This window comes from Arthrobacter sp. QXT-31 (assembly GCF_001969265.1).
Taxonomy (GTDB): domain Bacteria; phylum Actinomycetota; class Actinomycetes; order Actinomycetales; family Micrococcaceae; genus Arthrobacter.
In genome coordinates this window covers 2,376,322-2,401,068 of record NZ_CP019304.1, presented here as the reverse complement: position 1 = coordinate 2,401,068, position 24,747 = coordinate 2,376,322, and the positions used below count along the sequence as shown (strand labels likewise).

The 24,747-nt window shown below is 67.2% G+C and carries 22 protein-coding genes and 1 riboswitch; of the genes, 5 read left to right on the top strand and 17 right to left on the bottom strand.

Features of this window, described 5'->3' with window-relative positions; translation table 11 throughout:
- Window position 1: 1 nt before the first annotated feature.
- Window positions 2-163: riboswitch (cyclic di-AMP (ydaO/yuaA leader) on the bottom strand.
- A 178-nt stretch (window positions 164-341) separates the two neighbouring features.
- From BWQ92_RS10870 to BWQ92_RS10850, 5 genes are all read right to left on the bottom strand, one after another.
- A complete protein-coding gene (locus BWQ92_RS10870) occupies window positions 342-1,715 on the bottom strand; it encodes an NAD(P)(+) transhydrogenase (Re/Si-specific) subunit beta (RefSeq protein WP_076799522.1) in 1,374 nt (457 codons plus the stop codon).
- Entirely contained in the window at window positions 1,712-2,080 is a 369-nt protein-coding gene (locus BWQ92_RS10865) for an NAD(P) transhydrogenase subunit alpha (protein WP_076799521.1), read from the bottom strand. The genes BWQ92_RS10870 and BWQ92_RS10865 overlap by 4 nt, the downstream gene beginning before the upstream one ends.
- Entirely contained in the window at window positions 2,080-3,276 is a 1,197-nt protein-coding gene (locus BWQ92_RS10860; protein WP_076799520.1) for a Re/Si-specific NAD(P)(+) transhydrogenase subunit alpha, read from the bottom strand. Before BWQ92_RS10860 ends, BWQ92_RS10865 begins: the two co-directional genes overlap by 1 nt.
- Before the next feature lie 140 nt (window positions 3,277-3,416).
- Entirely contained in the window at window positions 3,417-4,685 is a 1,269-nt protein-coding gene (locus BWQ92_RS10855) for a M20 family metallo-hydrolase (RefSeq protein ID WP_076799519.1), read from the bottom strand.
- The gene (locus BWQ92_RS10850) at window positions 4,682-6,379 is read right to left on the bottom strand and encodes an amidohydrolase (protein ID WP_076799518.1); all 1,698 of its coding nucleotides are present in this window, start codon (window positions 6,377-6,379) and stop codon (window positions 4,682-4,684) included. Before BWQ92_RS10850 ends, BWQ92_RS10855 begins: the two co-directional genes overlap by 4 nt.
- A 203-nt stretch (window positions 6,380-6,582) precedes the next feature.
- Here BWQ92_RS10850 and BWQ92_RS10845 point away from each other — a divergent pair, with 203 nt between their 5' ends.
- The 5 genes from BWQ92_RS10845 (at window position 6,583) to BWQ92_RS10825 (ending at window position 12,673) form a co-directional block, all read left to right on the top strand.
- Window positions 6,583-7,767, top strand: a complete 1,185-nt coding sequence (locus BWQ92_RS10845) for a helix-turn-helix domain-containing protein (RefSeq protein ID WP_083706278.1) — start codon at window positions 6,583-6,585, stop codon at window positions 7,765-7,767.
- A gap of 203 nt (window positions 7,768-7,970) precedes the next feature.
- The gene (locus BWQ92_RS10840) at window positions 7,971-9,302 is read left to right on the top strand and encodes an MFS transporter (protein WP_076799517.1); all 1,332 of its coding nucleotides are present in this window, start codon (window positions 7,971-7,973) and stop codon (window positions 9,300-9,302) included.
- 105 nt (window positions 9,303-9,407) lie between these two features.
- Window positions 9,408-10,682, top strand: coding sequence for an ArgE/DapE family deacylase (locus BWQ92_RS10835; protein ID WP_076799516.1), 1,275 nt, complete (start codon window positions 9,408-9,410; stop codon window positions 10,680-10,682).
- A gap of 254 nt (window positions 10,683-10,936) precedes the next feature.
- Complete coding sequence (locus BWQ92_RS10830) at window positions 10,937-11,917, top strand: DUF222 domain-containing protein (protein WP_076799515.1); 981 nt, start codon at window positions 10,937-10,939, stop codon at window positions 11,915-11,917.
- A gap of 351 nt (window positions 11,918-12,268) precedes the next feature.
- A complete protein-coding gene (locus BWQ92_RS10825; protein WP_076799514.1) occupies window positions 12,269-12,673 on the top strand; it encodes an HNH endonuclease signature motif containing protein in 405 nt (134 codons plus the stop codon).
- 46 nt (window positions 12,674-12,719) lie between these two features.
- Here the strand turns inward: BWQ92_RS10825 and BWQ92_RS10820 are convergent, their stop codons facing one another.
- The 12 genes from BWQ92_RS10820 to BWQ92_RS10765 form a co-directional block, all read right to left on the bottom strand.
- Window positions 12,720-13,556: an IclR family transcriptional regulator domain-containing protein gene (locus BWQ92_RS10820; RefSeq protein ID WP_076799513.1), complete on the bottom strand. Its 837-nt coding sequence runs from the start codon at window positions 13,554-13,556 to the stop codon at window positions 12,720-12,722.
- Between the two features lie 133 nt (window positions 13,557-13,689).
- Complete coding sequence (locus BWQ92_RS10815; protein WP_076799512.1) at window positions 13,690-14,373, bottom strand: 3-oxoacid CoA-transferase subunit B; 684 nt, start codon at window positions 14,371-14,373, stop codon at window positions 13,690-13,692.
- A gap of 1 nt (window position 14,374) precedes the next feature.
- On the bottom strand, window positions 14,375-15,082 hold the full coding sequence (locus tag BWQ92_RS10810; protein ID WP_076799511.1) for a 3-oxoacid CoA-transferase subunit A: 708 nt from the start codon (window positions 15,080-15,082) through the stop codon (window positions 14,375-14,377).
- A gap of 3 nt (window positions 15,083-15,085) precedes the next feature.
- Window positions 15,086-16,318 carry a thiolase family protein gene (locus BWQ92_RS10805; protein ID WP_076799510.1) on the bottom strand — a complete coding sequence of 411 codons (1,233 nt, stop codon included), beginning with the start codon at window positions 16,316-16,318 and terminating at the stop codon, window positions 15,086-15,088.
- Between the two features lie 78 nt (window positions 16,319-16,396).
- The gene (pcaC, locus tag BWQ92_RS10800; RefSeq protein WP_076799509.1) at window positions 16,397-16,909 is read right to left on the bottom strand and encodes a 4-carboxymuconolactone decarboxylase; all 513 of its coding nucleotides are present in this window, start codon (window positions 16,907-16,909) and stop codon (window positions 16,397-16,399) included.
- The gene (locus BWQ92_RS10795; RefSeq protein ID WP_076799508.1) at window positions 16,906-17,724 is read right to left on the bottom strand and encodes an alpha/beta fold hydrolase; all 819 of its coding nucleotides are present in this window, start codon (window positions 17,722-17,724) and stop codon (window positions 16,906-16,908) included. The genes pcaC and BWQ92_RS10795 overlap by 4 nt, the downstream gene beginning before the upstream one ends.
- Entirely contained in the window at window positions 17,717-19,201 is a 1,485-nt protein-coding gene (locus tag BWQ92_RS10790) for a lyase family protein (protein WP_076799507.1), read from the bottom strand. The genes BWQ92_RS10795 and BWQ92_RS10790 overlap by 8 nt, the downstream gene beginning before the upstream one ends.
- Window positions 19,198-19,806: a protocatechuate 3,4-dioxygenase subunit alpha gene (gene pcaG / locus BWQ92_RS10785; protein ID WP_076799506.1), complete on the bottom strand. Its 609-nt coding sequence runs from the start codon at window positions 19,804-19,806 to the stop codon at window positions 19,198-19,200. Before pcaG ends, BWQ92_RS10790 begins: the two co-directional genes overlap by 4 nt.
- Complete coding sequence (gene pcaH, locus BWQ92_RS10780; RefSeq protein WP_172804275.1) at window positions 19,799-20,713, bottom strand: protocatechuate 3,4-dioxygenase subunit beta; 915 nt, start codon at window positions 20,711-20,713, stop codon at window positions 19,799-19,801. The genes pcaG and pcaH overlap by 8 nt, the downstream gene beginning before the upstream one ends.
- A 62-nt stretch (window positions 20,714-20,775) precedes the next feature.
- Window positions 20,776-22,674, bottom strand: a complete 1,899-nt coding sequence (locus BWQ92_RS10775) for a bifunctional sugar phosphate isomerase/epimerase/4-hydroxyphenylpyruvate dioxygenase family protein (RefSeq protein ID WP_076799505.1) — start codon at window positions 22,672-22,674, stop codon at window positions 20,776-20,778.
- Window positions 22,674-23,555 carry a shikimate dehydrogenase gene (locus BWQ92_RS10770; protein WP_076799504.1) on the bottom strand — a complete coding sequence of 294 codons (882 nt, stop codon included), beginning with the start codon at window positions 23,553-23,555 and terminating at the stop codon, window positions 22,674-22,676. Before BWQ92_RS10770 ends, BWQ92_RS10775 begins: the two co-directional genes overlap by 1 nt.
- Window positions 23,556-23,699: 144 nt before the next feature.
- Window positions 23,700-24,581: an IclR family transcriptional regulator gene (locus BWQ92_RS10765; RefSeq protein ID WP_442856756.1), complete on the bottom strand. Its 882-nt coding sequence runs from the start codon at window positions 24,579-24,581 to the stop codon at window positions 23,700-23,702.
- Window positions 24,582-24,747: the final 166 nt, after the last annotated feature.

Sequence of the window (24,747 nt, the reverse complement as noted above, 5' to 3'; positions counted from 1 at the left end):
ATGGGCCTCTCCCATGCCTGCGGGGTTAGCTGTCGGGTTCGGATGGGAGTCACCCGGTCCTGATTGCCCGCTGCGCGGAGCGTCTGGACTTAACCCCTAGGCCTTGCTGGCAAGGCCGGTACTAACGTGGTTCCCCCGTCCCTGCCTTCGGGTCATTGCGAACGGATCCCGGTCAGCGGCAGGGCTCGGCATTCTGCCCGGGAATGCCCTGAGCGGAACCAAGGCACCCGCCGAGGCTATCGCACGTGGGCATCAAATGTCACATTTCGGTAACGGCGAGGCGGGAAGGAACGCTGACGGAAAGGGCGCCGAGAAGGGCTGGCGGTCCCGAAGGTCCCACCCTACAGGGCCTTTACCGCGCCCAACACCTTTGTCAGGGATTCCTTGGCGTCGCCGAACAGCAGCGTGGTCTGCGGCTCGTACATGAGATCGTTCTCGATTCCGGCGAACCCGGGCCGCATGGACCGCTTCAGGAACACCACCTGCCGGGCGTCCGCCACTTCAAGGATCGGCATCCCGTAGATCGGCGAACCGGCGGTGGTCTTGGCCGCCGGGTTCACGACGTCGTTCGCGCCCACCACCAGCGCGACGTCGGCGGTGCGGAACTCAGAGTTGATCTCGCCCATTTCCTTGAGCGATTCGTACGGCACATTGGCCTCGGCAAGCAGCACGTTCATGTGCCCTGGCATGCGCCCCGCGACCGGATGGATGGCGAAGTCCACCCGGATTCCGCGGGATTCCAGGGCCTGTGCCAGCTCCGCCGCGGTGTGCTGCCCCTGCGCCACGGCCAGCCCGTACCCGGGAACGATAATTACGCGCTGCGCGTAGCCCAGCAGCACCGCCACGTCCTCCGGGCTGGACGAGCGGACCGGACGGTCGCTCACGGCGGTGGATCCCGCCGTCGAACCTCCCCGGAAGGCCCCGAAAAGGATGCCGGCCACGCTGCGGCCCATGGCCGCGGCCATCGCCCGGGTGAGGATGGTGCCCGACGCCCCCACGAGCGTGCCGGCAACCACCAGCAGCACGTTCCCCAGCACCAGGCCGGACGCCGCAACAGCGAGGCCGGTGAAGGCGTTAAGCAGCGAGATGACGATCGGCACGTCTGCGCCGCCCACCGGCAGGACCAGCAGCACGCCGGCCACCAGGCCCAGCAGCAGGAGCAGCAGCGCCAGGATGAGGGACCCGCCCAGCACGACGGCGGCGGCGGTTCCCACCGCTGCGAGCAGGACTATCCCCATGAGCACCGGCAGGCCCGGAAACACCACGGGCCGGGTGGTCATGAGCTCCTGCAGTTTCGCGAACGTCACGGCCGATCCCGCGAAGGACACCGCCCCCACCAGCAGGGTGAAGACGACGGCGACGCGCACCCAGGCGTCCTCCGCATGCGGCAGTTCCAGCAGGGCCACGAGGGCGGCGGCACCGCCGCCCACGCCGTTGAACAGCGCCACGAGCTGCGGCATCTGGGTCATCTTGACGCGCCGGGCCACGGGCGCTGCCACGCCGGAACCGACGGCGATTGCGCCGAGGATCAGGGGGACGTTGTCCAGCCGGGTGGAGAGAAAGACGGTGGCGACGGCGACCAGCGCACCGAAGGCGCCGATGAGGTTGCCGCGCCGGGCGGTCCGCGGGGAGTTCAGGCCTTTCAGCGCCAGGATGAAGAAGACGGCGGCCGCGAGGTAGAGCAGCGCGGTGACGTTCGGGTCGAGGAGGGTCACCGCCGGGCCTCCGTCTTCTCCCCGGTTTCACCCTGCCCGGCACCAGGCGCGGCACCAGGCGCGGATCCGGGCAAGGCTGCTTTGTCCGGCTTGCGGCCGCGGAACATCTCCAGCATGCGGTCGGTCACCACAAAGCCGCCCACCAGGTTGGCCGTGGCAAGGACCACCGCCAGCAGCCCCACCGCGAGGATCCAGGGGTGCGTTGCCTGGCCGGCAACGATGATGGCACCCACCAGAATGATCCCGTGGATGGCGTTCGCGCCGGACATCAGGGGTGTGTGCAGGGTGCTGGAAACCTTCGACACCACTTCGAAGCCAACAAACACCGCGAGCACGGTGATGGTCAGCAGGCTGATGCCGTCCATCAGGCCACCCCTTCGTTTTCCGACGCCTTCACTGGTCCGTTGGCCAGCTCACTGGCGAGTTCGTTGAGAGCTTCAGCGGTGGGCTGGTGCCGCACCACGCCGTCGTGCGTCAGGCAGGCACCGGCTATCACGTCGTCGTCGAAATCCGGGGCCACTGTCCCGTCCCGGACCATGAGCGCCAGCAGGTTGGCCACGTTCTTCGCGTAAAGCCGGGAGGCGTCAGCCGGCATGGCCGACGGCGCGTCCTTGAGCCCGACGACGGCGACCGTCCCCTTGCCGTCGGCGGTGGGGACGTGGATGTCGCGGCCGGGAACTGACCCTTCAACATTCCCGCCGGATTCCGCTGCGAGGTCGACGACGACCGATCCCGGGCGCATGCCCTGCACCATTTCATGGGTCACCAGTAGCGGGGCATGTCTGCCGGGGACGGCCGCCGTCGTGATCAGCACGTCGGCATCGGCAACGTGCGGTGCGAGCAGCTGCCGCTGCAGGGCACCGCGGTCGGCGCTCAGCTCGCGGGCGTAGCCGCCGGCTGCCTCCGCCGTCTCCAGGTCCAGTTTGATGAAGGTGCCGCCCATGGAGGTGACTTCTTCCGCCGAGGAGGGCCGGATGTCATTGGCGGAGACGCGGGCGCCCAGCCGCTTCGCCGTTCCGATCGCCTGCAGCCCCGCCACGCCGACGCCGAGCACCAGCACCCGCGCGGGCGGGACGGTTCCGGCTGCGGTCATGTACAGCGGAAAGAAGCGGGGCAGGCGGATGGCAGCTTCGAGGACGCACCGATAGCCGGCCACGAGCGCCTGTGAGGAGAGTGCGTCCATTGACTGGGCCCGGGAAATGCGCGGAACGAGTTCCAGCGCGAAGGACGTGACGCCGTGTTCGGCGAGCACTCTGACCGTGGCGAGTTCGGACGACGGCGAGGCCAAGCCAACCGTGACCGCCCCGCGGCGGAGGGCTGCCGCCGTCGGAAGCTCCAGCGGGCGGACATGGGCGACGATGTCCAACCCGGCGGGATCCAGGTCCGGAACGATATGGGCGCCCGCCTGACGGTATTCATCGTCGGCATGCCCCGCGGAAACACCCGCCCGGGACTCGACCAGCACCTCCAGCCCGAGTCCTGTGAGCTGCCTGACCGTCTCGGGGGTCGCGGCGACCCGCCGTTCGCCTTCCCGGCGCTCCCGCGCTATGCCCAGCTTCACCCGCCACGTCCTTCCAACGGGTGCAGCGGCGCGGTGACTCCCCTCGGTTCCCTTTCGGGCGGTTCACGGAGCGGCGCTGCTGCACGTAGTTGGCTAGAGTCTATGGCCCCGGGGCGCCGGGCGGGAGGGTGAGCCGGCAGTTAGGCGTTGCTCTTCCCGGTTGGCGCGAGTTCGCCGCGGACCAGCCGGCGCACCACCTCGGTCATAAGCTCTGTTCCGCGGACTGCATCCTCGTCACGGGTGAATTCCGCCTCGTTGTGGGAGATTCCTTCCTCGCTCGGAACGAACAGCATCACCGTTGGCACCGCATCCTTCATGTTCGTGGAGTCATGCCCGGCCACCGTCATGAGGTCCATGTGACTGAAGCCAAGGTGCCGGGCACTGGCAGTCCCCAGCGCCACACCCTCAGGCTGGTAGGCCACCAGCCCCCACTGGTGCGTCAGATCCAGCCGGATTTCAGTGCGGGAACGGTCTTGGGCGTCGCCGATCCACTTGGCCAGGATGTCGCGGGCACGGGCCAACACGTCCTCATCCGGCGAGCGCAGGTCCAGGTTCATGAGCACCTGGCGGGCAATCGTGACGGGGGAGTTGGGCAGTACCTGCATCTCGGACACAGACGTGTGCAGCATCCCCGGTTCAAACTCCGCGGTCAGGTCCCGTGCTGCCGCAATGATCAGCGCCGCGCCGTACAGGGCATCCTGGCGGTCTTCCATCCGGGTGGCACCGGTGTGCGACTGCGCCCCGTTGACGGTAACGCGGAACTTACTGGCGGCCCACGTCCTGTCCACGATGCCGATCTGGACGTCCTGCTCCTGCAGGATCCGGCCCTGCTCGATGTGGATCTCGGCGTAGTTGGCCACGTTCGTCAGATCGGGCGCGTCCTGGGCCGGCCGAAGGTGCCCGGACTTCAGCGCGGAAGCGACGGTCTCCCCGGCCACATCCGTAGTCGCCAGTGCGGCCTCGAGGGCAAGCTTTCCGGTGAACACCGAGCTGCCCATCATACTGGGGGCGAACCGGCTACCCTCCTCGTTGAACCAATTCACCACCGCCAGGTTGTAGCGCGGCTGCACCTTCCCTGCTGCGGCTTCCGCGGCAACGCGGGCCGCGGCGTGGGCGGCAGCCAGCACGCCGTAGGCGCCGTCGTAGCGTCCGGCAAGCGGCTGCGAGTCCAGGTGCGAACCGACCAGGACGTAAGGTGCGCCGGCAACCAGTTCGACGGTGCCGAACTGGTTGCCCGCCTGGTCCACTTTTTCGTCGAAGCCGTGCCGCGCCAGCCACTCGCCGAACCACTGGCGGGTCTCATGGTCCGCTGCCGTTCCGGCCTGGCGGTCGACGCCGCCCCCGGCCGTCGCCCCGAACGTGGACATGGCCCTGAAATCGTCAAGGAACTGTTCGTTGGTGGTGCTCATGGGGTTTCCTTCCCGCTCAGCGCTGGCGCGAGTTCTGTCGTATCTGTTTTGGCCGCCGGGAATCTGTCCGTCCCGAACCTCACGTGGCCGCCGACCATGGTTGCCAGCACCTGCGTGGCAGCGATATCCGAAGCGGCCACCGCCGTCGGATCCTGGTCGAGGAAGACCAGGTCGGCGAGGTATCCGGGCGAGAGCCTGCCCTTGGTATCGGCCGCTCCGGTGGCCGCCGCCGAGCCAGTGGTGTAGGCGGCGAGCGCCTCGGCGGCCGTGATCCGTTCCGCCGGACCGTACACTGCGCCGGACGGCGTCACGCGTTCCACAAATGACTGCATCACGTTCAGTGGCCGGCCCTCAGAAACGGGACGATCCGAACTTCCGGGCAGAATTGACCCCCGCTGCAGAAGGCTTTTGGCCGGGTAGGACATCTCTGTCCGTTGAGGGCCCAGCAAGCGAGCCATGCCGTCCCCGAATTCTGTGATGAAGTGCGGCTGTGGAACCACCACGATCCCTGCCTCGGCGATCCTGTCCAGCTGATCCGGTCGGAGCACACCTCCATGCTCAATGCGGTTGGGCAGGGAGTTGAGCCCGTACGCTTCCTGGGCCTCGCTGATGATGTCGATGGCGTGGTCAATGGCGCGGTCGCCGATGGCGTGCATCGCAATGGCCCAGCCCGCCCGGTAGGCCTCCAGTGCGGCCGAGCGGAGCTCCTGGGCATCCATCTGCAGGTAGCCGTGGTTGTGGGTACAGCCAACGTACTCCTCGGTCATGTACGCCGTACTGCCCAGCAGTGAGCCGTCGCTAAAGATCTTCACGGACCCCAGGCGGAGCCAGTCGTCTCCCAGCCCGGTGCGTATCCCCGCACCGATGCCCCTTGCCTGCGGCTCCGAGGCGTGACCTGTCACTGGGTGCAGAGCGTCGAGAACCAACATAGGCTGCATCCGAACGCTGAGCAGGCCCTTATCCCGGGCATTCTGGTAGGCCACGAATTCGCGCGGGCTGTGCCCGATCCAGCCGCCGGCTATGCCGGCGTCGGTGACGCTGGTGATGCCTTCCGAGAGGTAATGGGTGGTGGCCAGGTCCAAGGCGCGCTCGATGGTCTCCAGCGGATACGGCAGCATGAGGTCCTGGACCAGGCGCATGGCATTTTCTTCCAGCAGCCCTGTGGGCCGCCCTGACTCGTCCCTGACGATCACGCCGCCTTCAATCGGACGGTCCGGGTCAACGTCCTTAAGCACAAGGTCAAGGGCGACTCCGTTGAGGGTGCAGGCGTGCCCCGACGAATGCTTGATCCAAACGGGCCGGCCCCCGGCGGCCTCGTCCAGGCGGTCACGGTCAGGCTGGGCGCCGGCCACAAGCAACGGGCTGAAGCCGGATGCGACCACCCACTCATTCGCGGCGAGCGGCACTGACGCCTCTTCGATGACGGCGTACACGTCTTCCGGGCTCCTTGCTGCGCTGAGATCAGCCTCCAGCAGGGTCAAACCGAACCAGACGCTGTGGGCGTGGACGTCGTTGAAACCCGGAACTACTGTGCTGCCTGCCGCATCGATAGTGCGCCGTGCCTGCAGTCCGCAGTCAGGGCCCTCGTCCACAGCGATGATTTTTCCGTCGTGGATCCACAGCTCCTGTGCCTGCGGATGCGCAGGATCCTGGGTCAGGATATGTGCGTTGCGGATTAGGAGATCGACCAGCATGGAGTCCTCGTGGTGTGCGTTGATGTGCGCTTTCCGGTCCCGCGAAGCGGTTCCCGGCGGTGGTACCGGCGTCGGGAACCCCCTGCGCCGGCGCAGGTGGCTGCCTGCTGACCCTGTAATTCAACACTGGAAAAATATCGTTCTCAATGGAAAAAAGCCGCCGCTTTGAGGCCAAGACTTGGGCAAATGCCTAAAATGGGTCTATGGACACCCGCACGCCGACCTCCACAGCCAGGGAAGTAAAAGTCAGGAAGTTTCCACAGGAACCCTCTACCGAACCCGAGTGGGCGGAGCTCATCGAAAGGCTGTGGAAGGAGCGCGACGCCCTGGTCCGCGACTTCCTTGAGCGATTCCAGGCCGTGTCCTACGACGAGGCCCTCGTCCCGGAGGAGGACGTTTACCAGACAGCGGTGGACAGCATGGACATGTTCCTGCTGCAGCTGGCCGGCGCCCCGCTCCCCCCCGACCTGAAGGCCCTTCCGCGGGCGGTGGCCATCCGCAGGGCGCGCCAGGGTGTTCCGCTGAACGCTTTCCTGGAGGCAGTCCGCAATGACTTCCGGGTCCTGTGGAAGGGACTGGAGCGGGTGGCCCGCGAGGACCACATGGATGTGCTCGTGGCCAACATGGACCGCCTGCTGGATACGGTCGAAGGCTACGTCAGCAGCATCCAGCAGGCCTTTGCTGAGGAAGAAGCCCTCCTGGCCCGGAACAAGCTGCTCTACCGGCAACGCCTGCTCACCCGGCTCTTCGACCATGCCAATCCGGCAGACCTGCAGGACATCGCTTCCGCCCTGGGTGTTCGGACCTCAGACATTTTTGAGGTGCTCGCGGTGACCGGGGACGCCGTGACACAGGCACAACAGCAATACGAGGCGGACCGCCGGACCTTCATGTTTGAAAAGTCCGGTGCGTTGTATCTGTTCCGGACGGTCCGCAAGGAACAGACCTGGCTGCAGAACAGCCCTGACTTTTCCGCTGGCTATATCCCAAAGGCAGAGGGGCTCGCCGCCGTGCCCAAGGCAGCATCATCCGCGCTTGTCCTGGCCACGCACCTGTCACCCGGCACCCGGCTGGGCACCATGGCCGACACCTGGATGGGCGTCGCTGCGGAGATGCTTGAAAAAACATTGCCTGATTTTGCCGCGCCGGTACGGAACGCCCTGGACAAGTGCAGCCCGCATGAACGCCAGCGCCTCCTGGACGTGGCCTTGAGCTATGGCCGCACCGGCTCCGTCAAACTGACCTCCGAAGAGCTCTACTGCCACCGGAACACTGTGGTCAACCGGCTCAATGCCCTGCAGGAGGTGATCGGACTCGATCTGACGGTGCCGGCGCAGGCTGCCTTGGCCCTGGTCTCCATTGCCCGCTACGAATCATCCCCTTTGTGACAATGCACACGTTACAGCCGCATTCTGGGTGAAAAATGTCATTGTTTAGGAGATTGGCACTCCTCTACTCTCGAACTTGTAGCCCAGCCCTATCCGCTAGGCGTCCACCCTCCGCTTCCCCGGACGGGAACTCACGGAATCTTCAGGCTGCGGCCGCCGCACACGCTGCGGGACGGGGCACGCACAGTTCGAAAGGCATCCACGTGGCGACGTCACACTCACTTGAAGGCGCACAAGTTGCTCCTCCCACCATCTCGGGCAAGGATGCAGGCACCATTGCCCGTGCCGCATTCGTCGGCACCGCACTGGAATGGTACGACTACTACCTCTTCGGTACGGCAGCTGCGCTGGTGTTCAACCGGCTCATCTTCACAGATTTGGACCCGACGGCGGCCCTGCTCGCGTCGTTCGCCACCTTTGGCGTGGGCTTCGCTGCACGGCCCATTGGTGCCATTCTCTTCGGCTACATCGGCGACCGCTACGGGCGCCGGCCGGCCCTGCTGACCACGATCGTCATGATCGGTGTCGCCACCGGCCTGATCGGCCTGCTGCCGGACTTCGGCACTATCGGCCTGGCCGCCCCCATCCTGCTCGCCGTGCTTCGCCTCGTGCAGGGCCTGGCTGTGGGCGGCGAATGGGGCGGTGCCGTCACCATGGCTGTGGAACACGCCCCCGCCGAGAAGCGCGGCCGCTTCGCCGCCCTGGTGCAGATCGGCTCGCCCGTGGGCACGCTGCTCTCCTCCGGCGCCTTCACGCTGGTGCTGCTGTTCCCCTCGGCGACCTTTGACGCCTGGGGCTGGCGCATCCCCTTCCTGCTGGCGTTCCCGCTGCTGGTGGTTGCGCTATGGATTCGGATGAAGGTGGAGGAGTCCCCGATCTTCAAGGACCTCGTCGCCCATGAGGAAACCGCAAAAGTTCCGGCTCTCGACGTCCTCCGTCACGCCGGCGGCCGTCTGATTATCGCTGTACTCGCTGCGATGCTGGGCGTGGGTGGTTTCTACATGATCACCACCTTCACCGTCAGCTACGGTTCCAACAGCCTCGGCGTGCCCCGCGGTGTCATGGTCAACGCCACCCTGATTGCCGCCGTCGCTCAGATCATCATCACGGTCCTCATGGGACGGCTGGCCGAAAAGATCGGCCCAGGCAAGGTGACTATGTGGGGCGGCCTGCTGACCGCCGTCGCGGCATTCCCACTGTTTGCCATGATCGATACCAAGTCTCCGGTGATGATCACTCTGGCCATCACCATCGGCATCGTCCTCGTCGGCGTGGCCTATGCCGTGAACGGCGCGCTGCTGACCGAGCTGTTCCCGCCGAAGCTGCGGTACTCGGGCGTCGCCCTCGGCTACAACATTGCCGGTGCCACGAGCGGCTTCATGCCGATGATTGCAACCGCCATGCTCGGAGTCTCCGGCAACCAATCCTGGGGCGCGGCGCTGATCCTTGCCATCATCGCCCTGATGACCGCGGCCGGCGGCCTGATCGGCGAGCGGCTGCGAGTGCAGGACAAGCGCATCGTGACCGACAACTAAAGATCACTTTTTCCTGGGGGAGCCGTCCGTTGGCCGGCTCCCCCAGCCGTTTCCCGCCGTCGTACTCCCCCACGGCATTCCCACCGTATCCGCGGAGAGGACCACATGATCACCGAAGAACAGTCACGCCGGATCCTTGACGCCGTGGACGCCGCCTTTGATTCGCAGCTGGCGTTCACCCAGGAACTCGTCAGGCACCCTTCCCTGCGCACCCACGAAGGGAGCGCCCAGGACTTGCTGCATGCTGCGATGGCGCAGCGCGGACTGGAGATGGACCGGTGGGAGCTGGACCCGGGGGAACTTTCCGCGCACCAGGGTTTTGGCCCGGTGACTGTCTCCTACGAGGGGGTAACCAACGTCGTCGGAACCTACCGGCCAGCCGCCGAGGAAGGCAGGTCGTTGATTCTCAACGGCCACGTCGACGTCGTTCCAGAGGGTCCCTACGATGCCTGGTCCCGCTCTCCGTGGGATGCCCCGATCATTGACGGCTGGCTCTACGGCCGCGGGGCCGGAGACATGAAGGCCGGACTTACCGCGAATCTCTTTGCTTTCGACGCCGTCCGCACCGCCGGTCTGGAACCTGCGGGGCGGATCCACTTCCAGTCAGTCGTTGAGGAGGAATGCACCGGCAACGGTTCACTGGCCGCGCTTCTGCGCGGGTACCGGGCGGACGCCGTCATCATCCCGGAGCCAGAGGAGGACATGCTGGTGCGAGCCAATGTTGGTGTTCTCTGGTTCAAGGTGCGTGTGACCGGCAATCCCACCCACCCGCGCGAGATGGGCTCCGGCTTCAATGCGATCGATGCGGCGTACACAGCCATGACGGCCCTTCGCGAGATTGAAGAGAAGTGGAATGCGGATCGCGGCAGCCATCCCTATTTCGAGAAGCTCGAGCATCCCATCAACTTCAACTTCGGGGGCATTAGCGGCGGTGACTGGCCGTCGAGCGTACCCGCCTGGTGCGAGTTCGACGTCCGTGCCGCCATCTACCCAGGCATCAGTGCCGACTCGGCCTGGGCGGAGCTGGAGGAGTGCCTGGCCGGTCTGTCCCGGGGACCTGAGCCCATCCACGCTGTTCCCACGCGGACCGGCTTCTACTCGGAGGGCTATGTCCTCGAGCCCGGCAGCGACGCCGAAAACCTGCTGGAACAGACGCACCGCCGGGTCTTCGACGGGGATCTCGCCAGCTTTACGACGCCCGGATATTTGGATGGGCGCGTGTTCGCCTTGTACGCGGATACACCGGCGCTGGTCTACGGGCCCGTTTCCGAAGCGATCCACGGGTTCGACGAGCGGGTGTCCGTGGAGTCGGTACGCCGCATCACCAAGAGTATTGCACTGTTCATCGCCAACTGGTGCGGGGTCAAGGAACGCAGTTAACACTCCCAGCCCGCCCGGCACTTCCTGCCACCGCTAATAATGTCCGACCCCCTCATCAGAATGGGTGTATGGAAGCCGTTGGGGGATTCGCTGCTGACCGGGTCTTAGGGCCCGGTGCCGGTGGGTTCGCTTCCGTCCCGGGGGACGAGGGCGGTGGCTGGCTCAGCGGGGCCGTTTCCGACCCCGGCTCTTCCGACGGTTGGACACCGGACGACGGGGCAAATAATGTCAGACCCCCTGATCAGAATGGGTTTATGGAAGCCATTGGGGGATTCGCCGCAGACCGGGCCGAGCAGCCCGGCGCCGGTGGATTGGGTTCCGCCCAAGCCGGTGGGTTCGCTTCCATCGGTGCCACCGCCCTTCAAAGCGTCCCTGCTGAGCTGGACGCGGTTGACCAGGCCATAGCTGTGCTGGAGTCGGAAGCGATCACGGCCGAGGACACCGCCTTGTGGAGCTTTGGCCGGTCTGCTGATTTCGCGGACCGGGTTGAGCGGCTCTCCCGGAGGGTGGAGCATCTGCAGGTAGTCGCCGCCGGTGCCGTGGAGAGGTCCCGCACCGCGGCCCTCACCGCCGCCGCGGCACCCCTGGTCCCCGACGCCGTTCCCGTCCCGGATGCGGACCCCAATGCTGATGGTTCCCGGAATACCGTGGATTTCCTTCGGACCAGGCTGGGCATCAGCGCCTGCGAGGCCCGCCGCCGCCTCACCCTGGCCGACTCCATCCTTCCCAGGGCAGGATTCGGCGGCCAACAGCTACCGCCCCGCTACGGGGAACTCGCGACGGCGGTCAGCACCGCCCAGGTCAGCTCCCGTGCCGCGACCACGATCACCCTCGCCCTGGACCGGGCCCGGCACTTCACCACCCCCGCCCGCACCGCCGCGATGGAACACGAACTCACTCAAACGGCGATCGACAATGACGCCGACTTCGTCACGCGCGTCGCCCGGCACTGGGCCGAGGCGATCGACCAGGACGGCCCCGAACCCTCCGAACCCGCGCTCCGCCAGATCCAGGGCGCCTTCATCCGCCGCCCCAAACACGGCCTGCACCACCTGGAAATCTTCGCCACCCCCGAACAGTTCGAAACCCTCACCACCGCCATGAACACCGCCACCAACCCCCGCACCCCGGCCCAACACGGACGGGAATGGCAGGCGGCGATGGCGGGAACGGGGGCCACGGCGATGGCGGCCAGGTGCTGGCGGCGGCGGGACCAGCGGGGCGGCGGATGCTGATGCTGTCCTTGCCCGGTGGGACAGCCCGGGTGTACCGGAAATCGACCTGGATCACCGGTCGCAGGGGCAGAAACGCCTCGACGGGCTCGTCGGCGCCTGCCAAACCGCCCTCACCACCGACGCCCTGCCCGCCAACGGCGGCACCGCCCGCAGATCCTGGTCACCATCGACTACCGCGACCTGCTCGCCAGAGTCGAGCAATGGCTGGGCCAGCCCAGCACCGCCAGTCTCCAAGGAGCGCTGGACACACAGTGGGCCCAAGGCGATCAGGATCTGCAGCCAGCCTCCGCCGGTCCGCTCAACGCCGCCCGAACCGGCGACGGCACAGCCCTGTTCGCGTTCAGCGGGCCGGTGAACCCGGCCACGATCCGCAAAATCGCCTGCGACGCCGACCTCATCCCCGTCGTCCTCGGCACCGGCGGCCGCATCCTCGACGTCGGCCGCGCCTCACGGATCTTCCCGCCCCACATCCGCAAAGCCATCATGGCCCGCGACCAAGGCTGCGCGTTCCCGCAATGCACCATGCCCGCACCCTGGTGCGAAGCCCACCACATCACCTACTGGTCACGCGGCGGACCCACCAGCACCGGCAACGGCGTCCTCCTCTGCAGCTATCACCACCACCTGATCCATAAGGAAAACTGGACCATCGAAGTCACCAACGAAGTCCCCTGGTTCAAACCACCACCAGAACTCGACCCGGGACGAAAACCCCGCCGCAACCAATACTTCCGCTCACGCCCCCACCGGGACTGAAGGGCGCCGGCGAGAGTTTCCGGGCACCAGCCAATGCCTGCTTCACCTACCGGCCGCTGGAGAAGTCCGCCGAAATCCGCTCTGCCGTGGCCACGATTTCCTTCCGCACGGATTCAAGGTACGCCTCGGGATCCGGTTTGGCTGCCACGGACTGGGCCTGCAGCGAGACGTTGACGGCCGCCACTACCTTTGGGCCGTGGTACACCGGCGCGGCCACGGACATCAGGCCAAGTTCGAGCTCCTGATCCAGCAGGCACCAGCCCTGGGCCCGGACTTTATCGAGGACGGCCAGCAGGTCCTTCACCGTGCCGACGGCGCGCGGGGTGAGCGGCTTGATCTCGGCTGCGGCCAAGTACTCCTTCAGTTGCTCGGGCGGGAGTCCGGCGAGCAACACCCGGCCCATCGAGGTCGCATAGGCCGGGAACCTGGTGCCCACCGTGATGCCGATCGTCATGATCCGGCGCGTGGTGACCCTGGCAATGTAGGCGATATCGGTACCGTCCAGAACAGCGGCGGACGTGGATTCGCCGAGCTTCAAGGACAGCTCCTCCAGGTGCGGCTGGGCCAGCTGCGGGAGGGAGAGACCGGACAAGTAGGCGTAGCCGAGCTGCAGCACCTGGGCCGTGAGCGCGAAGGTCTTGCCGTCGGTGCGGACGTAGCCGAGCTCAACGAGCGTGTGCAGGAAGCGCCGGGCCGTGGCACGGGTGAGACCGGTGCGGGCGGCCACCTCGGTGAGCGTCATGTCGGCGTGCTCGGTGTCGAACGCACGGATCACCGCGAGCCCCCGCGCCAGCGACTGCACGTACTGGTCGCTCGCCGTCGGCGCCGCGTCCTTGGGCGGGCGGCCCACCTGGGGCGGGGTCCCTGCTGCTGCGTCGGTCATGATTACCAATCCTAATCGGCGCGAACGGGCGCTTCCGGCGCCGCCGCCAAGCGCGAACGGACACTTATGACCCCGGTGGCGCGCACGCCAAGGGCCACAAGTGTCCGTTCGCGCTGAGAGGAGAGCAGTGTGGTCACTGTCCGACGGCGGGTGCTGCCGTGAGGGGGACGGGTACCAGTTCCTGGAGTTCCTCGAGGGTGCAGCCGAAGGTTTCGCGGACGCGGACGCCGTCGGGGCCGGTGAGGAAGACGGCCTTGTCGGTGTACACGCGGGTCACGCAGCCGACGCCGGTGAGCGGGTAGGTGCACGCTTCAACGATCTTGGACGCACCTTCCCTGGTCAGGAGGGTCATCATCACGAAGACGTCCTTGGCGCCGGTGGCCAGGTCCATCGCACCGCCCACGGCAGGAATCGCGTCGGGTGCGCCGGTGTGCCAGTTGGCGAGGTCACCGGTCGCGGAGACCTGGAACGCGCCGAGGACGCAGATGTCCAGGTGCCCGCCGCGCATGATCGCGAACGAGTCGGCATGGTGGAAGTAGGACGCACCCGGGAGTTCGGTGACGGGGATCTTGCCGGCGTTGATGAGGTCCTCATCAATCTGGTCGCCGGTGGCCACCGGGCCCATGCCGAGCATGCCGTTCTCGGTGTGCGGCGTGATGTTCTGTTCCGGCAGGAGGTAGTTCGAGACCAGGGTGGGCTGGCCGATGCCGAGGTTTACGAACGAGCCGGGGGCGATGTCGCGGGCCACGAGCCGGGCGAGGTCGTCACGGCCCAGCGGGGTTTCGGAGGTCTGGATGGACGTTTCTACAAGGCTCATCTCAGGCCACCTGTTCCTTCAGGTCGGAGCCGGCGCCGGCGGCCCCGCTGGAATCAATACGGACGATGCTGTTGACGTAGATCCCGGGGGTCACGATGTTCTCCGGGTCCAGGGAACCGGTAGGCACGATCTCGGACACCTGCACGATGGTGTGCTTCGCCGCGGCCGCCATGATCGGGCCGAAGTTCCGCGCCGTCTTGCGGTACACGAGGTTCCCCACCCGGTCGGCCTTCAGCGCCTTGATCAGCGCGACGTCGGCGTGGATGGGGGTTTCGAAGACCTGGCCGCGGCCGTCGATGATGCGGGTTTCCTTGCCTTCGGCGAGCATGGTGCCGTACCCGGTGGGGGTGAAGAACCCGCCGATCCCGGCGCCGGCGGCCCGGATCCGTTCGGCCAGGTTGCCCTGCGGGACCAGTTCGAGTTCGATCTGCCCGGCCTTGTACTTGGCGTCGAAGTGCCAGGAGTCGGACTGGCGCGGGAACGAGCAGATCATCTTCCGGACCCGGCCTTCCTTGATCAGCAAAGCGAGGCCCTGGTCGCCCTGGCCGGCGTTGTTGTTTACCACGGTCAGGTCCGTGGCGCCGGATTCCAGCAGCGCGTCGATCAGTTCGAACGGCTGCCCGGCGTTGCCGAACCCGCCGATCATCACGGTGGAGCCGTCCTTGACGGCCGCGACGGCCTCCCCGACGGTGTCAATGAAATTCAGCATCGCCTACGCCTTTCCGTTAGAAGCGGTTACGTTTTCGAGGACGACGGCGAGGCCCTGGCCGACGCCGATGCAGATCGCCGCGACACCCCACCGCTGGCCGGAGGCCTGCAGGGACCGGGCGAGGGTGCCCAGGATCCGGGTGCCGGATGCACCCAGCGGGTGGCCCATCGCGATCGCGCCGCCGTGCCGGTTCACGATGGACGGGTCGACGCCCCAGGCATTGATGCACGCCAGGGACTGCGCGGCGAACGCTTCGTTAAGTTCGACGGCGCCCACCTGGTCCCAGCCGATGCCCGCCTTCGCGAGGGCCTTGTTCGCCGCCTCCACCGGGGCGAAGCCGAAGAACTGGGGGTCGTTGCCGTGCGCACCGCGCCCGGCGATCCGCGCCAGCGGCTCCAGGCCCAGGATCGAGGCGGCGTTCTCGGACCCGATCCACGCCGCGGACGCACCGTCGGACAATGGGGAGGCGTTCCCGGCCGTGACCGTGCCGCCCTTGGTGGCACCGGACGCAGCGTCGTCGGCCTCGGCACGGAAGACCGTCTTCAGCCCAGCGAGCTTTTCCGCCGACGAACCCGGGCGGATGCCCTCGTCGCGGACCAGGTCGGTGCCGGGGACCGGGGCCACGAGGTTGTCGTAGAACCCCTCGTCCCACGCGGCGGCGGCCAGATTGTGCGAGTTCGCGGCGAACTCGTCCTGCTGCGCCCGGGTCACCCCGTACTTCTCCCGCAAACGCTCGGTCGCCTCGCCCAGGGAGATGGTCCACTCCTTCGGCATGGCCTTGTTCACCAGGCGCCAGCCCAGCGTGGTCGAGGCCAGCGTCATGTCCCCGGCCGGGTACGGCTTTTCCGTCTTCGGCAGCACCCACGGCGCACGGCTCATCGACTCGGCACCGCCCACCAGCACCACGTCCGCGTCGCCGGCGTTGATCTGCCGCGACGCGATGATCGCCGCGTCCAGCGACGATCCGCACAAGCGGTTCACCGTGGTGCCCGGGATCGAGACGGGCAGCCCGGCCAGCAGCGTGCCCATCCGGGCGACGTTGCGGTTCTCCTCGCCTGCGCCGTTCGCGTTGCCGAACACCACCTCGTCAATCCGCTCAGGGTCCAGCGAGGGAGCACGCTTCACGGACTCCCTGATCACATGTGCGGCAAGGTCGTCGGGCCGCACCCCGGCAAGACCGGAGCCGAACTTCCCGAACGGCGTGCGTACGGCGTCGTAAACAAAAGCCTGGTTCATGAATTCCTCGAATTGTCTGGGCCCAACTGGCTCGCACTTAATGTCGTTTTGAGGGCTCAAAACGACAACTACTGCGAGCTAGTTGGGTGGGGTGTCAGTTGCAGGGGTGGCTGCGTTGTCCGTGGCAGGGGTGTCAGTTGCAGGGGTGTCCATGTCATGGAAGACCTGCTGGGCTGTCTTGAAGGCGGTGTTCGCGGAGGGAACTCCGCAGTAAATGGCGGTCTGCAGCAGGATCTCCTTGATTTCGTCCCTGCTCAGCCCGTTGGTGATGGCCGCGCGGATATGCATGGCCAGTTCTTCCCAGTGCCCGTGCGCCACCATGGCCGTGATGGTGACGGCGGAGCGCATCTGCCGGGGCAGGCCCGGACGGGTCCAGATTCCGCCCCACGCGATGCGGGTGATCATGTCCTGGAAGTCCTCGGTGAAGGCGTCCATGTTGGCGTTCGCGCGGTCAACGTGCGCGTCGCCGAGCACTTCGCGCCGGACCACCATGCCGCCGTCGTAAATCTCCTGGCTGGTGGCACCCGGCTGCACCACACCGTTGCGCTCAGCGCCGGAGGTCCGGGTACCAGTAGCTTCGGCGCCGCTCATTTGGCTGCTCCACGGGTCTCGGCCCAGGCGATGAGGCTGCGCATCAGCTCGGCCGTGTGTGCGGGCGCCTCGGCGGGCGCCAAGTGTGCCACACCCCCGAGCGTGGCGGCGGAGGCGGTGCCACCGCCCGCGGTGATTCCGGCGGCCACTTCTTCTGCCATCGACGGCGGGGCGACCCCATCCAGCGCACCGGCCACCACCTGCGTCGGGACAGTGATGCTGCCCAGCTGGTCGCGGACATCGAAGGAGGCCAGGGCCTCGCAGCAGAAGGCGTAGCTGAAACGGTCGGCATCGCGCAGCGAGTGCAGGAGCCGGCTGCTGAGTTCGGGGTCGCGGTCCATGAACCCGGGTGCGAACCAGCGTTCGGCCGAGCCCTGGATCATCACCGGGGTGCCCTGGCTTCGGACGGTCTCGCCGCGTTCCAGCCAGCCCTCGGGGGTGCCGAGCTTGGCACCGGAGCACTGCACGGAGAGGCTCTTGAGCCGGTCGGCATGCTTGATGCCCAGCTGCAGGCCGGTGGCGCCGCCCAAGGACACGCCGGCGTAGTGGAACTTTTCACCGGGCGCGATCGAGTCGACAAGTTCGACGACGGCGTCCGCCAGGTCGGCGACGCTGAAGGTTTCGGCAGCGGCCGGAGAGACACCATGGCCGGGAAGGTCCCAGGCGACAACATCGAAGTCGTTGCCCAGGAGGGAACCGACTTTGGACCACAGCACGGAGGACGTGCCGAGCGACGGCCCGACGATCAGGAGCGGTTTATCGCCCAGTGCGCGCTGAGGCGAAAGCAGCACTGCCTTCACTGCTGGTTTAGCCACGGGAATCTCCGTTTCCGTCTGGTGTGGTTGACGCTGGTTGGGTTGCAGCTGTTGGGATTGAAACACCCGCGAAGTCCGGGAACGCGGCCAGGATCCGCCGCGAGATCTCGGCTGCCTGCCCGAGGTAGCTGGCGGGGTCGAGCAGCGCCTCAAGCCGCTCGCCGGAAAGCTTGTCCGCGGGGACGGCCTCCCGGAGCAGCCGGCGGTAGGTGGCGGACTGTTCGGCGGCCGGAACCTGGAGCGTCTTGTCGACGACGGCCTGCAGCTGCTGTTTCCCGTCGGCAGCGGACGCGTTTGCATCCCCGAAAAGGAGTGAAACCCCGGCGGAGACCCCTTCGCTGAGCAGCAGCGGTCCGGACAGGTCCAGGTTCCGCCGCATGGCGTCCGGGAAGACCTGCAGGCCCTCGGCGAGTTCCCTCAGGTGGCCGGCGGCGCCGAGGGCCAGGGCGAGCAGCTGGCGCAGGGCCGGCCATTCGGTGTGCCACGCACCGTCGGGGCGTTCGTCGTTGAAGGTGGCTGCGGCCAGGTGCAGCTGCGCAGCCAGGCCCGGGGCCTGCAGGGCGGCGCTGCGGACCAGCACGGACAGCACAGGGTTCTGCTTTTGCGGCATCGCCGAGGAAACTCCGCGGCCCTTGGCGCGCGGTTCCGCTACTTCGGCCACCTCGGGACGGCTCAGGAACAGGACGTCGGCGGCGATCTTGCCCAGGGCGTCCACGACGGCGGCAACGGCGTCGCCGAGCGACGTCACGGCCAGCCGGTTGGTGTGCCACGGCGCCGGTGCGGCGGCGAGTCCCAGCTGGGCGGCCAGCGCGTCCGAAAGGGCAAAGGGGTCAGTCGCATGGCGGTCGGTGGCGAAGCCGGAAGTCAGCACCGTCCCGGCGGCCAGCGTTCCGGCCGCGCCACCGAACTGCACCGGCAGTTCCAGCACCTTGAGCCGGCGTGCCGCGGCCGCCAGCCCATGGAACCACTGCGCAGCCCGCAGCCCGAACGTGAACGGCAGCGAGTGCTGGGTCAGGCTCCTGCCCACGCACAGCGTGTCCGCATGCTGTTCCGCCAGGCGGGCGAGCGCCGCCGTCGTGCCCTTAACATCGGCGAGCAGCGCCTCAACGGTGTTGCGGGCCATCAGCATCAGGGCGGTGTCCAGCACATCCTGGCTGGTCAGCGAGGTGTGCACCGCCTTTCCGGCGCCGATACCGGCGGTATCCAGCGCCTTCACCTGCGCCCGGAGATCGGCCAGCAGCGGGATCACCGGGTTGCCGCCGCCCTGGGAACGGCGGGAGATATCGACAAGGTCGTACCGGGAGGCATCGGCGGCGTGGGCAACCACGGCAGCGGACCCGGACGGGGCAAGGTCGTGCTGCTCCAGCACAGCGGCCCAGCCGGCCTCGACGGCCAGGATGGCCCCGAGGACGGCACGGTCGCCGGTCAGCGCCTCCACGAGGGGCGACGCCGAGACCGGGCTGAGGAGCCCGCTCACTTTGCAGCGCCCCCGGCTTGGGTTCCCGATTCAGCTTCGGTTCGCTGGAAGTCAAGGAAGACGGTTTCGCCTTCGCCCTGCAGGCGGATGTCCCAGGTGAGCCCGCCGTCCCCATCGCGGCGTGCGATCAGCGTCTGGCGGCTCTCCGGGTCCAGCGAGGACAGCAGCGGGTCCTTGGCCAGTGCTTCCTCGTTCTCCGGCAGGTAGACGCGGGTGAAGAGCCGGTTCATCAGGCCGCGGGCAAAGACCGCCACGGAGATGAAGGCTGCCGCGCCCGGTTCGGTCGGCCCCGGGTTGACGGTGGTGAAGGTGTAGACGCCCGTGTTGCCGACGGCGCTGCGGCCCCAACCGGTGAACGTGTAGCCGTCACGGACCAGCGAGCCGGTGCGGTGGACGATGTTGCCCTCAGTGTCCGGTTGCCAGATTTCCAGGATGGCGTCCGGGATGGGGTGCCCGGCGCCGTCGTAGACAGTGCCCTGCAGGCGGATCGTGCCCGGCGACCCCGGTGCCAGCAGTTCACGGTCCTTGTTGAAGGGCAGGGCGTAGCCGTAGAACGGGCCGACGGTCTGGCCCGGGGTGGGAACCAGCTTGGTGGAGTTACTCATGGTCGTCGCCTTCCGCGCCCAGCGCCTCGTTCTCGGTCCAGGTCCGCTTGGAGCCCGTCAGGATGATGTCCCAGTTGTAGCCCAGCGCCCATTCCGGCTCCGTCAGGTCGTGGTCGTAGGTGGCCACGAGGCGGTCGCGGGCATCCTGGTCCACGATGGATTGGTAGATCGGGTCCAGCGGGAAGAGCTGGTCGCCCGGGAAGTACATCTGCGTGACGATGCGCTGGGTGAACTCCTGGCCGAACAGCGAGAAGTGGATGTGCGCGGGCCGCCAGGCGTTGAGGTGGTTCTTCCACGGGTAGGCGCCCGGTTTGATGGTGGTGAAGCGGTAGGAACCGTCCGGGCCGGTGATGCAGCGGCCCACGCCGGTGAAGTTGGGGTCCAGCGGTGCGGGGTGCTGGTCGCGCTTGTGGATGTAGCGGCCGGCGGCGTTGGCCTGCCAGATCTCCACGAGCTGCCCGGCAACGGGGCGGCCGTCGCCGTCGAGCACGCGGCCGGCAACGATGATGCGTTCGCCCTGCGGTTCGCCGTTGTGCTGGATGGTCAGGTCCGACTCCAGGGCGTGGACGTCCTGGTGGCCGAATGCCGGGGAGTACAGCTCAATGGTTTCCGGGTCCGCGTGGTGCAGGCTCTTGGTGGGGTGGCGCAGGAGGCTGCTGCGGTAGGGCGGAAAGTCCAGCCGCGGCTGCGTCTCCGGAGCCGCGCCGCCCTTCAGGGCACGGGCGTAGGCGTCTCCGATGGCCTTGATCTCGGCACTGAGATCCTGCTGGGTTTCCACGCGCTGCGCTTCAGCAGGGAGTTCCGTGGGGACGGCCTGCGGGGCGGCCGGGGTTGCGGGTACTGCGTCCGACAGGTCCTCGGTCAGCGCGTCGGCGTTGTACGTTGCCAGATTCACGTCTTCAGGCACAGCAGCCTCCTTTCAATCTGTGGTTGGGCAATTCAATGAGTTCATGGTCAATGCTTGGGCGATCAGCGGTTGCTTGGCGTCAGTTGGTGCAGGTGGTCGTACTGGACGGCGTGCCGCACCGGCGCGTTGGGCGCCCCGTAGCCGTCGTAGTGGCCGCGGCGTTCCACCATTTCGAAGAACACGCTGCCCACGGTGGCGGTGTAGAAGTGCAGGAACTCGCCGTCGGCGTCGCGGTCATACAGCAGGTTCAGTTCCCGGAGCGTGGCCAGGAAGCCGGGGTCGAGATCGAACCGTGCGGCCAGGTCCTCGTAGTAGTTCTCCGGGATCTGCAGGAAGGCCAGCCCCCGGTCGCGGGCCGTGCGGGCGGTGGCCACCAGGTCATCCACCGCGAAGGCGATGTGCTCCTGGTAGCTCTTGCGGGCACCTTCCTGCTGGATCAGCGGGGCGAGGTTCAGGACCAGGCGGACGTCCCGGTCCGCGGTCTGCATGACCTGCGAACGGACCAGTCCGCTGGGGCTCGCAACCTCGGCGTACGGCAGCGGTTCCAGCGCCAGCGCACTTGTATAGAAGAGGACAGCCTCGTCGAAGTGCTGCCACGGCTGGGCCAGATTCACGTGGTCGATCACGGCAGTGCGGGCGCCGGAGGGAACCTCGAGCCCTTCACCAAATTCAGCTGTCCAGGCAGCGGTGCCGTCCGGGTTGCCCTGGCACAGGAAGATCTCGGTGGAGTCCGGGGCCGCGAAGCCCTGGAACACCTCCTCGTTGGCCTGGCTCTTGCGCGGAACCACGGGGGCCTTGAGCTGCTGGGCGCGGGCGGAGGCAATCACCGGGGAATCGACGTCGAAGCCGAGGGCAGCGATGGCCGGCTCGGCCGCTTCGGGCGCCTGTTCGTTGATGATCACGCGGGCGTGCCCCATGGTCCAGAGCTGGACGTCCTTGGTGCGGTGGCGGCCGTTGAACTCGAAGCCGAGCTGTCCGAGGACCGTTTCCAGCACGCCGGTGTCGGCGGCCTTGACCTCGGCGAAGTTGAAGCCTGCAGGCTCTGCCACCTGCGGCAGTGTTGCCAGTTCCATGGGATAACGACGGCGGGCCGTGCCTTGAGTGCCCATCGCACCGGCGGTGCCCGGGGCTGAGGCGTTCGCGTCCAGCCACTTGGCGCTCTGCTCCTCCAGCCAGATCAGCGAGCGCATGGCATCGACGGCGGTGCGTTCGACGTCGGACTGGCGGAAGACGTCGTTGAAAACCTCCAGCGACACGGGCCCGGTGTAGCCCGCGCGGACCACATGCCCCATGAACTTGGCGAGCTCGAACTGGCCCTCGCCCGGGAAGACGCGGTAGTGCCGGCTCCAGGAGAGCACATCCATGGAGAGCTTGGGGGCGTCGGCCACCTGGACGAAGAATATCTTCTCCGCGCTGATGTCCTCGATCGGGGCGGTGTCCCAGTCCCGGGAGAGGATGTGGAAGGAGTCCAGGCAGGTGCCGAGGTTGGGGTGGTCCACCATCTGCACGAGGCGGTGGGCGTGCTCGTAGTCGTTGACGTACTTGCCCCACGCCAGGGCCTCATAGGCGACCCGAATGCCGTGCTCGCCGGCGAGCTTCGCGAGGGCGGCAAGCTGGGATGCGCGGAGGTCATCGTCGTCAATCGTGGCGGTGGCGACGTTGGTGCAGACCAGGATGGTGTCCATACCCAGCCGGGACATGAGGCGGAACTTGGCCTCGGCCCGGCGGAGGTTGGCTGCCAGCAGATCCCCGGGGACGCTGTCGAAGTCGCGGAAGGGCTGGTAGAGGTCCAGCGTGAGACCCAGGTCCGCGGCCATCCTGCGGACATCCTCGGGGCTCAGCGGGGAGGTGACCAGGTCCTGTTCGAAGATTTCGATGCCGTCGAAGCCCGCGATGGCGCAGGCCTGCATCTTTTCCTTCAGCGTGCCGGAGAGGCAGACGGTGGCGATACCGGTGCGCATCAGACGGCCACCTCTTCCGCGGCAATGAGCTCCAGGAAGTGGGCGCGCATCCGGTCGGCGTCCGGCTCGAGGCCGGTGAAGATCCGGAAGGCGTCGGCGGCCTGGCCCACGGCCATGCGTCCGCCGTCGAGCACCTGGCAGCCCTTGGCGCGGGCTTCGCGGACCAGCTCGGTTTCGATGGGGCGGTAGACGATGTCCGCCACCCAGTGCCGGGGCTCGACGAGCGCCATGTCCAGCGGCGTGCCCGGGTGGGCGGCCATGCCCATTGGGGTGCAGTGCACCAGCCCGTCGGCGGCGGGCATCAGCTGCGGCAGCTCCGCCGTCGTGCGCGCACGGATGGTGCGGTCCGGGAAGAAGCCTGCCAGCTCAGCGGCGCGTTCGGCGCTGCGCGCCGGATCCATGTCCACCAGGTCCAGCATCTGCACGCCGGCCGTGAGCAGGGCGTAGGCCACGGCGGATCCGGCGCCGCCCGCTCCCAGCTGCACCACGTGCTCCAGCGCGGCGTCCGGAAGCCCGGACGCGAGGGCGGCGGCAAAGCCGGAGAAGTCAGTGTTGTGGCCGATGAACCGGCCGTCCTGGATCACCACGGTATTCACGGCGCCCAGCCGTTCGGCGTCGGGGGCGATTTCGTCGAGGTGCTGGAGGACCAGCTGCTTGCAGGGGTGGGTGATGTTCAGCCCGTTGAAGCCCATCCGGTAGGCGCTTTGCAGCAGGTCGCCGACGGCGGAGGCCGGGAGGTCGAGCTCGTGCAGGTCGATGGGCCGGTAGAGGTACCGGACGCCCTGAATGTCACCTTCGCGCTCGTGCATGTGGGGTGAGAGCGAAGGCATTACGCCATCACCGACAAGCCCTATGAGGTAGGACTCGGTTCGATTGCTCATGCGGGCGGCTCCTTCGGCAGAGGCACCCGGCCATTATTGGCGCGTGATGCGCGGTCGGACCGGGTGATGGAAATAACGGTACAGCAAAAGTTCATATATTGCACTAGTGTTCTACATACGAACAAACGGAGGCCGGCATAGCATTTATCGCTGCGGCAGCCGGGCGGACAGCTCGGCCGCAGCCGCCTGCAGCAGGGGCACCAGCGCCACCAGGGCCTCCATGCTGAGCCGGAACACGGGAACGGCAGTGGCCAGGGAGGCGAAGGCGGCGCCTTGGGAGTTAAAGACAGGCACGGCCACGGCGCGCATGCCGAGCTCATTCTCCTCGTCCATGACGGCATACCCCTGCCGCCGGACCTTCTCGATTTCGGCGCGGAACGCATCCCTGTCGGTGATGGAGAGGCTGGTCAGCGGCTCCAGCGGGAGCTCCTCGAGCAGCCGCTCGCGGTCTTCGTCCTCCGCGAAGGCGACGAGTGCCTTGCCGACCGAGGTGGTGTGCAGCGCGCCGAGAAATCCGGGATCGCTGGTGACCCGGAAGGTCTGCGGGCCGTCCACCTTGTTCACCGTGAGGTGGTGGATGCCGTCGCGGACGGAAAGGATGGTGGCCTCCCCTGTCTGCTCGGTGACGCGTCGCAGGATGGGCAGTGCGGTGCCGGCAAAACCGTGGTGGTTGGAGACCGCCTGGCCCAGCTGGAAGATGCGCAGGCCGAGGTGGTAGCGGCGGCCATCCGGCTCGTAGTCCACGAATCCGTCGCGGGTGAGCGAGCCCAGAAGCCGGTAGGTGGTGCTGAACGGAAGGTCCGCGCGGCGGGAAATCTCCGCCGCGCTGGCCCCGCGGGGCTCGTCCCCCAGCAGCACCAGCAGGCCCAGCGCCTTGCCCACCATGTCCGTGCGGGACTCGCCCTTCGCGGGCTTTACCGCCCCGGCCGGGGCATCTGCGTCGATCGGGGTATCTGCGTCGATCGGGGCGTCTGCATCAATAGGGATATTTGCGGCGGAACCGCCTGTGGCTTGCTTCACACTCATAACCCGATGTTGCCACAATGTGAGAGCTATTTCTAGATGGTGAATAACTTTCTTGACAGGTGACTGCCCTCACAGCCATAGTTTCTGTATCGCACAACTAGCTCCCACCATGCGGCTACTCAGCCCGGATCTCTCCAAGGACCTCCACCGCCCCCCAACAAAGGAC

Excerpts from the sequence above, each read along its gene's own strand:
- BWQ92_RS10775 (WP_076799505.1), bottom strand. The coding sequence starts at position 22,674 with ATGCGCACCGGTATCGCCACCGTCTGCCTCTCCGGCACGCTGAAGGAA.
- BWQ92_RS10830 (WP_076799515.1), top strand. The coding sequence starts at position 10,937 with ATGGAAGCCATTGGGGGATTCGCCGCAGACCGGGCCGAGCAGCCCGGC.
- pcaC (WP_076799509.1), bottom strand. The coding sequence starts at position 16,909 with ATGAGCGGCGCCGAAGCTACTGGTACCCGGACCTCCGGCGCTGAGCGC.
- BWQ92_RS10815 (WP_076799512.1), bottom strand. The coding sequence starts at position 14,373 with ATGAGCCTTGTAGAAACGTCCATCCAGACCTCCGAAACCCCGCTGGGC.
- BWQ92_RS10810 (WP_076799511.1), bottom strand. The coding sequence starts at position 15,082 with ATGCTGAATTTCATTGACACCGTCGGGGAGGCCGTCGCGGCCGTCAAG.
- BWQ92_RS10765 (WP_442856756.1), bottom strand. The coding sequence starts at position 24,581 with ATGAGTGTGAAGCAAGCCACAGGCGGTTCCGCCGCAAATATCCCTATT.
- BWQ92_RS10850 (WP_076799518.1), bottom strand. The coding sequence starts at position 6,379 with ATGCTGGTCGATCTCCTAATCCGCAACGCACATATCCTGACCCAGGAT.
- BWQ92_RS10845 (WP_083706278.1), top strand. The coding sequence starts at position 6,583 with ATGGACACCCGCACGCCGACCTCCACAGCCAGGGAAGTAAAAGTCAGG.
- pcaG (WP_076799506.1), bottom strand. The coding sequence starts at position 19,806 with ATGAGTAACTCCACCAAGCTGGTTCCCACCCCGGGCCAGACCGTCGGC.
- BWQ92_RS10805 (WP_076799510.1), bottom strand. The coding sequence starts at position 16,318 with ATGAACCAGGCTTTTGTTTACGACGCCGTACGCACGCCGTTCGGGAAG.
- BWQ92_RS10855 (WP_076799519.1), bottom strand. The coding sequence starts at position 4,685 with ATGAGCACCACCAACGAACAGTTCCTTGACGATTTCAGGGCCATGTCC.
- BWQ92_RS10770 (WP_076799504.1), bottom strand. The coding sequence starts at position 23,555 with ATGAGCAATCGAACCGAGTCCTACCTCATAGGGCTTGTCGGTGATGGC.
- BWQ92_RS10820 (WP_076799513.1), bottom strand. The coding sequence starts at position 13,556 with ATGACCGACGCAGCAGCAGGGACCCCGCCCCAGGTGGGCCGCCCGCCC.
- BWQ92_RS10835 (WP_076799516.1), top strand. The coding sequence starts at position 9,408 with ATGATCACCGAAGAACAGTCACGCCGGATCCTTGACGCCGTGGACGCC.
- BWQ92_RS10865 (WP_076799521.1), bottom strand. The coding sequence starts at position 2,080 with ATGGACGGCATCAGCCTGCTGACCATCACCGTGCTCGCGGTGTTTGTT.